This is a genomic window from Aeromonas sp. 600724 (genome assembly GCF_049175135.1).
GTDB lineage: Bacteria > Pseudomonadota > Gammaproteobacteria > Enterobacterales > Aeromonadaceae > Aeromonas > Aeromonas veronii_A.
Window position 1 is genome coordinate 17474 of record NZ_JAAKUM010000002.1, and the last position, 13178, is coordinate 30651.

Here is a 13178-nt window from a genome sequence, read left to right on the forward strand (position 1 = left end):
CCGCCTGTATGGCCAGATCGTTTTCACGATCCATTTTATCTGGCTGATATTCCCCCCGTCACCCTCTATATCCAGTGACAGTCGGGGTAATACATGCAGATGGCTCTCTCATCCGGCAGATATTCATTGGCTGGCCCGGCGTTCTGCATTATCTGTTTTTATACGTTCGATACCCTACTTTCATTAACCTGTGGCGACAAATATGAAACTGAAACGTTCCCTGCTCGCGTGTGCCGTACTGGCTGGCCTGGTTGGTATATCCGGTTGTCAAAATGACTCGGATACCGCTGTCGATAACAATAAAGAGACTAACGTCTCCCGTTACGTCAATCCGTTCATCGGCACAGGTAATTTAGGCAACACCTATCCCGGCGCCACGACCCCGCATGGCATGGTGCAGCTGTCGCCCAATAATGGGGCCAATGGCTGGGAATATATCTCCGGCTATTACTACCACGACAACCGCCTCGCCGGGTTTTCCCACACTCACCTCTCGGGCGCCGGAGCTGGAGATCTCAACGATATTCTGGTGATGCCGATCAACTCACGCTCCAATTTCATGCTGAACGAGGGGTCGGCCTCACTGAATCTGGAGGCCTCCCGCTACAGCCACAAGGATGAAGAGGCAACGGCGGGCTACTACAAGGTCAATCTGAAGGATTACGGGATCAAGGCCGAGCTGACCGCCTCAGATCGGGTGGGGGTTCATCGCTACACCTTCCCGCAAGATAAAAAATCGGAAATCGTGGTCAACCTCGGCTTCAAGGTCAACTGGGACTACACCTCCGACTCCTATCTGAAATGGGACAAAACCCACAACCGGATCGAGGGCCATCGCTTCTCTGACGGCTGGGCCCCCAGCCAGAAAGAGTTCTTCGTGATGGAGTTCGACCAGCCCATCAAAAACATCCGCTTCGCCTACTTTGACAAAGACCAGAACCGCTATCTGGACCTGCCGGAAGGCACCACCGAGATCGGCAACGAGACCCGTGGCAAATATCAGTACGCGCGTGCCTATGTGGAATTTGATACCGCGGCGGCGGGCTTGGTCGTCGAGGCCAAGGTAGCCCTCTCCAACGTCGAGATCGGCCGGGATGGCAACGCTGGCGCCTCACTCAACATGACCGAAGTGGCCAATATGTCGTTTGACGATGTCCGTCAGGCTGCGACCCAAAAATGGGAAAAGGAGCTGGGCAAGATCCGGGTCAGTGGGGATGAGGAGTACAAACAGACCTTCTATACCGCGCTCTACCACACCTATCTGGGCCAGACCATTCACTCTGATCTGGACGGGCGCTACCGCCAGGTGCATCAGGGGCGCAACGCCTATCCGGATGGCAACACACCGTGGGGCGAGCAGATCGATACCCTCAAGGAGTCGGTTCGCACCGCCGATGCCAACCGGGATGGCAAAGCGGACTTTACCCGTTACGACACCTTCTCCCTGTGGGACACCTACCGCGCAGTACAACCCCTCTCGTCACTGCTGGAGCCGGATCGCCTCGCCGATGTGGTGCTCTCCATGCTCTCCTACGCCGAGGAGGAGTGGATGGACGATCTGGGCAACCTGCGCAAGGGCAGATTGCCGGAGTGGACCTTCAAGGGTAACGAGACCGGCATGATGATGGGGATGCACTCCACGCCGGTGATCCACGACGTACTCTCCAAAGGCTCGCTGGACAGACGGATGATCGCGCTGGGCTTCAGCGATGCGGAACGTCAGGAGATCAAGGAGCGACTGGTGACCGCCATGATCACCGACGCCCGCGCAGCCACCAGCCAGGGGGTCGCCTGGATCAAGGAGTACGAGCAGCAAGGCTATGTACCTGCCCAGTTGCATGACACACCGCCGGGCAATGACTGGGAATCTCACTCCCCCTTCAAGGATGCCTGGACCTCATCCTACTCGCTGGAGTACTCCATGAATGACTGGGCGATCGCCCAATCGATCAAGGCAGTATTTGGCGAAAGTGACCCCCGCTATCAGGAGTTTGCCGATCGATCCAAGAACTGGCAGGCGCAGTTTGACTTTGGCGGCAAGCAGTACAAGGGGTGGTTCAAGGCCCGCGACTACGCTGGCAACTTCATTGATGCCGGTTGGGTAGACCCGAAAACCGGCCGGGCAGTGGGCAAGGATTGGCGCCCCGACATGTTCAACTGGTCATTCGCCGAGTCCAACGGTTGGCAATACGCCTTCAGTGTTCAACATGACATTCATGGCCTGGTCGATCTGATGACCCGCTTCGACCAGACCCAGAATCCTCAGGCCAAACGGGGCGAACTGTTTGCCAAACGGCTGGACGAGTATTGGAGCACCTATCCGGATCGCAACGCTGGCGACAACCAGTTCCCGGTATTCAACACCGGCAACGTGGGACAGCATGTGCAGGGCAACGAGCCCGATATCCATGTGCCCTACCTCTACAACTACGTAGGACAGCCCTGGAAGGGACAGGCCGCCATCGTGGCAGCCACCAACGTCTGCTACAAGAACACCCCTGACGGCATCTGTGGCAACGATGACTTTGGCACCCTCTCTGCCTGGTTCGTGTTCCGGGCGCTGGGCTTCTTCCCGGTCAATGCCTCCTCCGGCATCTACGAGATTGGCACCCCCATGTTCGAAACCGCCTCGCTCGATGTGGGTGCGGGCAAACAGTTCACCGTCACGGCCCAGAATGTCAGCCGCGACAACATCTACATCCAGTCCGCTCGCCTCAATGGCAGCGAGTTCAATCGCAGCTACCTCACCCATGAGGAAATCCTCAGTGGCGGCAAGCTTGAATTCGTGATGGGCGATAGCCCCAACCAGAATTGGGGCAGCCAGCCGGAAGATCTGCCGCCCGCGCAAGGTATCGGCACCTTCCTGCACGAAGGCGACCTGCCTGCCGGTTCCCGTTAATCACCTGTTCGGGGGAGGACTTCCTCCCCCATCACCACTCAAAAATGGAATGACCATGTTCAAGTGCAATCTTCTTTCTCTTGCGGTGATTGCCGCACTGACCGGTGGCATCGCCGGTTGCAACAGTGAGAGCGAGTCTACCGCTATCGAGAAACCGGTAACTCCGGTTGTCGATCTGTCGGTACTGAAATACGTTGACCCCATGATAGGCACCGCCGCATCAGGCCACACTTTCCCCGGTGCCACCCGCCCTGCCGGCATGGTGCAGCTCTCGCCGGATACCTTTATTGGCTCCAACACCGATCACGAGAGCGGACTCAACCCCTGGCACTCAGCCTCCGGCTACTGGGACTCTTCCAATTACCTCACGGGCGAGATCGTCGCAACCGATGTTCCGCTCTACGGCTTCTCCCATACCCATCTCTCCGGCACCGGCGCCACCGATCTGGGCGACATTCTGGTACTGCCCTACGCCGAGATGGCCGACGCCCAGATAAACGCCTTTGACAAAACCAATGAGCACGCCAGCGCCGGTTATTACAAAACCAGACTGAACAAGGGGGAGATTGAGGTTGAACTGACCACCACCAAACGAGTCGGTTTGCACCGTTACACCTTCGCCAAAGGAGCGGATCGGAATGTGAAATTCGATCTGGGTCATACCCTGCTGAACAACAACGGCCAATCGCTGAAAAACAAAATCGAAGTGGTGGATGAGTACACCCTGCGTGGCCGCAAAACCTCCACTGGCTGGTTCCAGGGACAGAACCATCAGGGCCAGAACATCTTCTTCTACGCCAAATTCAACCAACCTGTGGCCAGGGCCATGCTGGGCGAGCAGGACAAGATGCCCACCCGGGAGATGCGCCCCAACAGCGTCTATCAAGGGGATGACCTGACCGCCTACCTCAATTTTGGCCAGGGTGACCAACCGCTCGAGATCCGGGTCGGTATCTCGGCGGTGAGCTGGCAAGGAGCACAGAAGAATCTGGAGGCGGAAGCCCCCACCTTTGATTTTGCCAAGGTGAAGTCAGACGCAGAATACGCGTGGGCCGAAAAGCTGGCAACACTCAAAACCGAAGGGGGGACGGAGACCGAGAAGACCAATTTCTACACCGCTCTCTACCACATGATGATCGCCCCTATCGAGCTCTACGATGTGGATGGCAAGTATCTTGATATGCAAGGCACCCTGCGCACCCTGCAACCTGGCGATACCCCCAACTACTCCATCTACTCGACCTGGGATACCTTCCGCGCCGTTCACCCCATGTGGACCATCATGGACCCGCCACAGGCGACTCTCTACGCCAAGGATCTAATCCGCAAATCCAACGTGGAGTTCGGCCTGCTGCCCAAATGGGAAGGCCACGGCTCGGAAACCGGCACCATGATTGGCTACCCCTCGGCGGCCATCCTTGCCGATGCGGTGACCAAGGGGCTGATCGATGCGCAAGAGGCACTGGAAGCCTCGGTCAAATCGGCCCACTACCGGCCTGCCGATTACCCGCAGATCCATGACGACATCCTGAGCTCGCTGATGGCCGGTCAGCTCAGCTATCACGAGAAAGAGCAGTGCGTCCGTTATCCCAACTGGAACTCGGTCTCCTACTCGCTGGAGTTCTCTTTCTACGACTGGACCATCGCCGAGATGGCGAAAGCCGCGGGCGACATGACTACCTATCAGGAGTTCAAGGCACGATCCTACAACTCGCTCAAACATTGGGATCCCCAGGCTGGCAATGCCGATGGCAAAGGCTTCTTCGTACCGACCGAGCTGAAAAACGGTGACCCGTGCGCCCTGAAATACGCGGCGGCCGATTTCGATCCCTACAAGTCGGATGCCTTCTACTACACCGAGGGCAATGCCTGGCAGTGGCAGTGGTCCTTCATGCAGGATCTCGACAAGCTGACCGAGATCATGGGTGGCCAGCAGGGACTGAACGACAAGCTCGACAACCTGTTCAACGCCGACCCCAACGGGGGCGAAGCACATCGGGACATGACCGGTTACATCGGGCAGTACATTCATGGCAACGAGCCCTCACACCACGTCATCTATCTCTACAATCGCACCGCCCAGCCCTGGAAAGCGCAGGAGTACCTCGACCGGGTCTATAAGGAGTTCTACAAAACCACCCCGGATGGCCTGATCGGCAATGAAGACGTCGGCCAGATGTCGGCCTGGTACATCATGAGTGCCATGGGCTTCTATCAAATCTCCCCGGGCGACCCGACCTACACCATCGGTCGTCCCATCTTTGACAAGGTCACCATCAACCTGCCCGACGGTCAGTTCAACGTGGTAGCGCAGAACAACAGCCCGGACAACCTCTATGTCAAAGAGGTCACCATCAATGGCAAGCCACTCAACCAGTACAACACCTTCGCCCACAGCGAGATCCGTCCCGGTGGTGAGCTGCGTTTTGTGATGACCAACCAGCAACCGACCCCGTAACTCTACAAGCGGCAAGCCACCCGGCTTGCCGCTTTTTCATCTCCGGAATTTGAGGAACAACAATGTTCAAACCCCACAAGCTGGCCATCATGGTGACAGCCCTGCTTGGCCTCTATGGCTGCAACACAAATGATGAGACTACTGACAATGGCCGCCCCAATAATGCCCTGCAGGTGCTGCAATATGTCGATCCGCTGATCGGCACCGATGGGCTGGGCAATGTCAATCCGGCCCCGGTCATGCCGGAAGGGATGATCCAGCCGGGCCCGGACAACTGGAATCCGGCCAACTGGAATGGCAAGGGATCCCCTTCCGACTATCACCACCATCTGGCCAAGCTTTCCGGCTTCAGCAGCACCCATATCTCGGGGGCAGGCAAGGGGGATCTCAATGATTTCGCCTTCTTGCCCTTCATCGGCAGCAATACCGACCCGGTCACCATCAACAAGACGAGCGAACAGTCGGAAGTAGGCTATTACAAAGCGGATCTGGTGGAGACCGGCATCAAGGCCGAACTCACTGCCACCCAGCGGGTCGCCTTCCACCGTTACAGCTATCCGGCGGGTGAAGATCGCAAAGTCCAGCTCGATCTGCAGCACGAGCTGCTGGAGCAATACGGCAACCACTCCCGCAATATTTACTTCAAGCGGGTGAGCGACAACACCATTGCCGGAGCCAGAACCAGCAACGAGTGGGGGCAGTGGCAGACGGTCTTTTTCTACGCCGAGTTTTCCGAGCCGTTTGTGGATCAGATCCTCTATGTCGATGGCAAATTGAGCAACGACACCGAGGTGGGGTTGGCCGATTACATCGGGTATGGCGAAACCAGACCCCGGGTACGGGATGTGGTGACCCAGCTCAACTTTGCCAAAGGGGAACGGCCCATCACCATGAAGATGGCCATCTCGGGCACCGGCATTGAGGGGGCCATGGCCAACCTGCGCGCCGATGAACATGACTACCGCTTCGATCAGGTGGTGCAGGAGAACAAGCAGGCATGGGCGAAAGTGCTCAATAAGTTCACCCTGGAGGGTGGCAGCGATGCCGACAAGACGATGTTTTATACCTCGCTCTATCGCACCTACATCGCCCCCTTCGTCTATCAGGATATGGATGGTCAATATCGCGGAATGGATGGCAAGGTGCATCAGGCCAAGCCGGGCTTTACCAACTATTCGGTCTACTCCATGTGGGACACCTTCCGCGCCGCTCACCCATTGAAGACCATCATCGAAAAAGAGCGATCCATCGACTATGTGCACGATCTGCTCAACAAATATAAAACCGGCGGCATCATGCCCAAATGGGAGCTGCACTCCGACTATACCGGCGAGATGGTCGGCTACCCGGCGGTCTCCATCATCGCCGACGTCATCGTCAAATACCCGGATGCATTCACACAGGAAGAGATAAAGCTGGCGCTGCAGGCGGCCAATGTCTCCGCCAACTTTGACCTCGCGCTGACCAAAAGCTGGGTGCCCTATCAGGATCCCTGGAACGGCGACAAGCGCTTCACCGTGATGACCCGTCACGGCCAGTATGCCGAGCAGCACGGCTATGTCCCCGCCAACGTCAAACTCAAGCCGGAAGAGGGCGGCATGGCGCAGGACAAGTACGATGAACTGGTCAACGAGTCCGTCTCGTACGGTGTCGAGAATGCCTACTATGACTGGTGCATCGCCCAGCTGGCCCGACTGGCTGGCGACAAATCCGCCGAGAACCGCTATCTGGCCCGGGCGACTACCTGGCGCGCCTATTTTGACTACAACCCGGCGCAATATGGCAAATATGGCGCGACCGGCTTTATGCGCCCCAAAAATTACGATGGCAGCTGGGTCAACAATTACCCCTCCTGCGCCATCGATAAAAACGGCAATCCCGTTACACCACCACAAAACTGTGACACCAACGACAGCAGCCGTTATGACATCTTCTGGCCCTATCGGGCCGAGCACAGGGGGCAGGACTTTACCGAAGGCAATACCTGGCAGTGGAGCTGGTTTGTTCCCCACGATATCGAGGGGCTCAAAGAGGTGATGGGGGGCGAGGAGGGATTCCGGAAGAATCTGGATGCCCTCTTCACCGCCAACTCCAACGCTGATACCTCGCAAGGGGATATGACCGGCTATATCGGGCAGTTCGTGATGGGGAACGAACCGGATCACCATGTTCCCTATCTCTATAACTGGACCAAGGAGCCGTGGAAAACCCAGGAGTATGTGGATCAGGCGGTGCGCAGCTTCTTCCACCCGACCACCACAGGGCTGATTGGCAATGAGGATGTGGGGCAAATGTCCGCCTGGTACATCATGAGTGCGCTGGGCTTCTATCAGGTCACGCCGGGGCTCCCGGTCTACACCATAGGTCGGCCACTGTTTGACAAGGTGATCATGGATATCGATGGCGGAAAATTCACCGTGATCGCCGAAAACAATGGCACCCAAAATATCTATGTGGAATCGGTCACCATCAATGGCAAACCATTGGGGGAAAACCTGACGTTCAATCACAGCGATATTCGTGCCGGTGGTGAACTGAAATTTATCATGACGGCGCAAAAACCGATCCGCTCAGATAATAAATAACCATCATGCACTATCAATATATGTTCAGGCCCAAAGCTTCCTTTGGGCCTCTTTTTTGTTCACTAACAAAAATGTTCAAAAATATACCGCACGCAATTACATGATACCCGGATCACAAACAACGCGCCTTGCCACAAAAGTCTAGTGAATGACACTTTTTTACTCTGTCGATGAAACAGATGGCATGGGAATAATAGTGCTCGCCGGGATCAATGCCATCGAGCACCAATATTGCTCAGGGATCGCTCCGGTCTCATAAAAATAGATCATGACTGCTCACCCTCTACCCGATGGAGCCGCTCAATATGTTCAAGAAAAATATTCTGGCCATTGCCCTGACCAGCACAGTAGCCATGTTATCCGGCTGCGATTCAGATAACAGCAGCGACAATAACGACGATCAAAAGCCAACGCCAACCAATGTGTTGCAATATGTGAACCCATTCGTTGGCACTGGCTTTAACGGTCACACCTTTCCCGGCCCTGTGGTACCGGAGGGCATGGTGCAACTCTCGCCGGATACCGAGTTGATCGGCTGGCACTCCTCCTCCGGCTATCACTTTGACAAAGATACCCTGTTCGGATTTTCCCACACCCACCTCTCAGGCACCGGCATGGGGGGGCTGGGGGATATTCTGTTCCTGCCCTTTACCGAAGATAAATCCAAATACATCGAGCAAAGCGATGATTACCGCAAAGCCATCTCGGTCAAAATGGACAAAAAATCCGAGCAGGCCGAGCCTGGCTACTATGCGGTGCGCATCGCCGAGAATGGCATCAAGGCCGAGCTGACCGCCTCCGAGCGGGTGGGCTTTCACCGCTACACCTATCCGCAGGGGCAACCCCAACGGCTGAAGATCGATTTGAACTCGATCCTCAACAGCGACTGGGGATCGAGTTCGCTGCGCAACAAACTCACCGTCAGCGAAGATGGCTACACCATCACCGGCGAGCGAGATGCGACTCACTTCTCCGGCTGGGCGAAAAACCAGAAGATCTTCTTCCATGCGACCTTCGACAAGAAGATCAAAGGGGTCTACATCCTCGCTGGTGGTGTGCCGGTAGAGGGCTTGAGCGCCGAGCACAAGGCCAAATCCAAAGCGGATGTCACCGCTTACGTCGAATTTGAAGAGGGCGGCTCAGCCCAACTGAACGCCAAAGTTGCCCTATCGGCGGTCGATGCCACCGGCGCATGGAACAACTACCAGGCCGAAGGGGATGTTTCGTTTGACGAGGCCCGCGCCAACGCCCGCGAGAAGTGGGCCAACGCCCTCAATTTCACCATCGAGGGGGGCAGCAAGGAGCAAAACGAGATCTTCTACACCGCCCTCTACCACACCAAGATCGCCCCCATCGTCCATCAGGATGTGGATGGCAACTACCGCGGCATGGGCAAAGGGGCGCAGGCCAAGGGGGAAGGCAGCTACTCCATCCACTATGGCCAGGCAAGCGAAGATCAGCCCAACTTCTCGGTCTACTCACTGTGGGACACCCAGCGAGCGCTGCACCCGCTTAAAACCATCACCGAACCCACCCGCGCCGTGCAGTATGCCAAGAACCTGCTCCAGAAGTATCTGGAGAGCGGCCTGCTGCCCAAGTGGGAGCATCTGGGGGATGAGACAGGCACCATGGTGGGCTATCCGGCGGTGGTGGTGATTGCCGACGCCATCACCAAATACCCCGATGCCTTCACTGCGCAGGAGAAAAATCTGGCGCTCACGGCCGCCATCGACTCCTCCACCTATACCAACTACCCCATGCTGGCGACCGAGTGGGACAAGGCGGTGCTGGACAAGACCCTGACCAACCACATCGATTACATCGAAAAGAACGGCTTTGCCCCGGCAGTGCAGCGGATCGACGGTCAGCCCGTCTTCGCTGACTACACCCTCGAGTCGGTCTCCTACGGTCTGGAGAACGCCTTCTATGACTGGGCCATCGCCCGGATCGCCAAGGCGGCCGGCAACCCGGCGGCCGAAGCGCGCTATCTGGCCCGTTCTAACGGCTATCAGCGCTACTTCGACCACAATGCGGCCGAATACGCCCAGTACGGGGTGACCGGTTTCATGCGTCCGGTGATGATCGATGGCGCCTTCATGACGCCGTTTGATCCCTATGGCACCGAACATGAGACCGGCAACTATACCGAGGGCAACGCCTGGCAGTGGACCTGGTTTGTGCCCCATGACATCAAGGGTCTGAAAACCGCGATGGGCGGAGAAGAGGCCTTCAAGCAGAATCTGGACGCCACCTTTGCTGCCGAGAGTCAGGGGTCGGAGACCGCTGACATGACCGGGATGATGGGTCAGGTGGCCTTCGGCAATGAACCCTCCCACCATATTCCCTACCTCTACAACTGGACATCGGAGCCCTGGAAAACTCAGGAGACGGTCGACTACATCCTCGACACCATGTACTCGAACACCCCGGCAGGCATCATAGGCAACGAGGATGTGGGCTCCATGTCTGCCTGGTATGTGATGTCAGCACTTGGCTTCTATCAGGTGAATGCGGCAGACCCCGTTTACACTATTGGCCGCCCGCTATTTGCCAAAGCGACCATCCCGGTCAAGGGGGGAACCTTCACCATCATCGCCGATAACAACAGCGCCAAGAACCGCTATGTCCAGTCGGTCACCATCAATGGCAAACCGCTCAAGGATGGTCTCTTCTTCGAGCACAAGGAGTTTGTACCGGGGGGCAACCTCCACTTCGTGATGGGCGATACCCCGCCACAAAAGTAACGATCGATAGCATTGAAGTGACATTCAGCACGCAATCCGAAAATGTCACTTTGTGATACCCGACGGCCCACGCCAGATGGATTGATAAAATCCAATCAGCGCTGGGCCATTTTATTTTCCAGTGGGAAACCCAGGTTCAGCCATTAACCCGTTTTTCTCAAATATGCCTTAAATCGGGCAATAAACCGCAAAAAATGGCTGTAAATCCCATTACAAGGGTTTTTCTGTCATACCTTGACCGCTGTCACATCCTGCCATTAATTAAACAAAAACCACTATTGAGTTAAAGATCAACACTTTGCGAGCTGGATCACACCAGCAAAACCATGCAACAAAAATCCAGTTATTGCTACATTCATCGCCTGTCCAACCCTACCCGTGAGGGCAATAATGAGCCCAATTCGCAACGCATGACTTAGCCCTTACAGGGAAGGAGAGTGAGATGTTACCCACCATGACCAACGGCAGACTCATCTGCCTGGAGTTGAAGGCCACCAGCAAGGAGGCTCTGTTCGACGAGATGGCACAGATGCTGGCGCGCGATGGCGCCGTGTCTGATCAACAGCAATTCGTCAAGGATATCTGGGCCCGCGAGCAGCTGGACTGCACCGGCTTCGAGCAGGGTGTCGCCCTGCCCCACGCCAAGAGCAAGGCGGTCAGCCGTCCGGCCATAGCCATCGGTGTCAGCCGTCAGGGTATCGAGTACGGCGCCGAAGATGGCAAACCGACCCAGCTTATCTTCATGATCGCCTCCCCGGATGGCGGCGCCAACCACCACATCGAAGTGCTGGCCGAGCTCTCCACCCGTCTGCTGGAACCGGGCTTTATCGAGCAGATGAAAGCCGCCACCACCGTCGAGCAAGCGCTGACCCTGCTCAAGCAAGGCCCGAAAGTGCAAAAACCGGCCCCAGCCGCCAAACCGGCTGCCACTGCACCGGCTGAACCCGAAGAGCGCACCTTCAAGGATCGCCTCAATACCATGAAGCAGCACCTGCTGTTTGGTACTTCCCACATGATCCCTTTCATCGTGGCGGGCGGTGTGCTGCTGTCACTGTCGGTGATGATGAGCGGCAAGGGCGCCGTGCCGGAAGCGGGCTTCCTCAAAGACATGGCAACCATGGGGATCGCCGGTCTGACCCTGTTTACCGCCGTGCTGGGTGGCTATATCGCCTACTCGCTGGCTGACAAGCCGGGCCTGGCCCCGGGCATGATCGGCTCCTGGATTGCCGTTCAGCACTATCAAACCGGTTTCCTCGGCGCCATTCTGGTGGGCTTTATCGCCGGTTTCGTGGTCAATCAGCTCAAACGGATCAAGCTGCCTGACTCCATGACCTCCCTCGGTTCCATCTTCATCTATCCGCTGATCGGTACCTTTCTGGTGTGCGGCATCGTGATGTGGGGGATCGGTGCCCCGATCGCCGCCATGATGGAAGGGATGAACCACTGGCTCTCCAGCATGGCGGGCTCAGGTAAAGTGATGCTGGGTGCCATTCTGGGTGGTATGACCGCCTTCGATATGGGCGGCCCGGTCAACAAGGTTGCTACCCTGTTTGCCCAGACTCAGGTCAACACCCAGCCCTGGCTGATGGGCGGCGTCGGCATCGCCATCTGTGTGCCGCCGCTCGGTATGGCACTGGCTACCCTGATGTCTCCGAAGCGTTACAAGAAAGAGGAGCGTGAATCCGGCAAAGCGGCCGCCATCATGGGCATGATCGGTATCAGCGAAGGTGCAATCCCGTTTGCCGCCGCGGACCCCATGCGTGTCATCCCAGCCATCGTCGCAGGCGGTATCGTCGGCAACATCACCGGCTTTATGATGCACAGTATCAACCACGCCCCTTGGGGTGGCTGGATTGTCCTGCCGGTTGTTGAAGGCAAGATGGGCTACATCCTGGGTACCATCCTCGGCGCCCTGACCACCGCCATCATCGTCAACCTGCTGAAGAAGCCGGTGAGCGAAGAAGATGACGTCACTACCACCCAAACCAGCTTCGAAGTCATTGAAGCGGAAGGAGAAGCAGACGTACTGGCCATCACTGCCTGCCCGTCTGGCGTGGCCCACACCTTCCTCGCCGCCAAGAGCCTGCAGAAGGCCGCCGCCAAGCAGGGGATCAAGATCAAGGTCGAGACCCAGGGCGCCAACGGCATCATCAACCGCATCACCGCCAAGGATGTCGCCAACGCCCGCTGCGTCATCTTCGCCCACGATGTGGCCATCAAGAACCGCGAGCGCTTCACCAATATCGAGGTCATCGATGTGAAAACCAAAGAGGCGATCCACAATCCGGAAGCACTGCTGGCCCGCACGCTGGGCAACAAGGCAAACGCCGCCTGATAACCGTCAGACTCCACCTATAACAAGGGGCCCATCACTGGCCCCTTTTCGTTGCCTGTCGAGCAACCGCACATCATCCCACCGACCAAGCCACTGATTTAAAACATATTAACCAGTCACATCACGGATCTTGGCGAGCCGTCACAGAACGGTGACG

Annotated in this window: 5 protein-coding genes; all 5 read left to right on the forward strand. The window is 56.9% G+C overall.

All coding sequences use genetic code 11. The annotated features are described in order from the left end of the window. The first annotated feature begins 202 nt into the window (after nucleotides 1-202). Entirely contained in the window at nucleotides 203-2899 is a 2697-nt protein-coding gene (locus G5168_RS02325; protein ID WP_335843681.1) for a GH92 family glycosyl hydrolase, read from the forward strand. 55 nt (nucleotides 2900-2954) lie between these two features. Beyond that, nucleotides 2955-5357: a GH92 family glycosyl hydrolase gene (locus G5168_RS02330; RefSeq protein WP_421251797.1), complete on the forward strand. Its 2403-nt coding sequence runs from the start codon at nucleotides 2955-2957 to the stop codon at nucleotides 5355-5357. A gap of 62 nt (nucleotides 5358-5419) precedes the next feature. After that, nucleotides 5420-7942, forward strand: a complete 2523-nt coding sequence (locus G5168_RS02335) for a GH92 family glycosyl hydrolase (protein ID WP_421251798.1) — start codon at nucleotides 5420-5422, stop codon at nucleotides 7940-7942. Between the two features lie 305 nt (nucleotides 7943-8247). Next, complete coding sequence (locus tag G5168_RS02340) at nucleotides 8248-10686, forward strand: GH92 family glycosyl hydrolase (RefSeq protein ID WP_266135106.1); 2439 nt, start codon at nucleotides 8248-8250, stop codon at nucleotides 10684-10686. 442 nt (nucleotides 10687-11128) lie between these two features. After that, nucleotides 11129-13021 (forward strand): PTS fructose transporter subunit EIIC, encoded by a 1893-nt coding sequence (locus G5168_RS02345; protein ID WP_227342359.1) that lies wholly within the window; start codon nucleotides 11129-11131, stop codon nucleotides 13019-13021. Nucleotides 13022-13178: the final 157 nt, after the last annotated feature.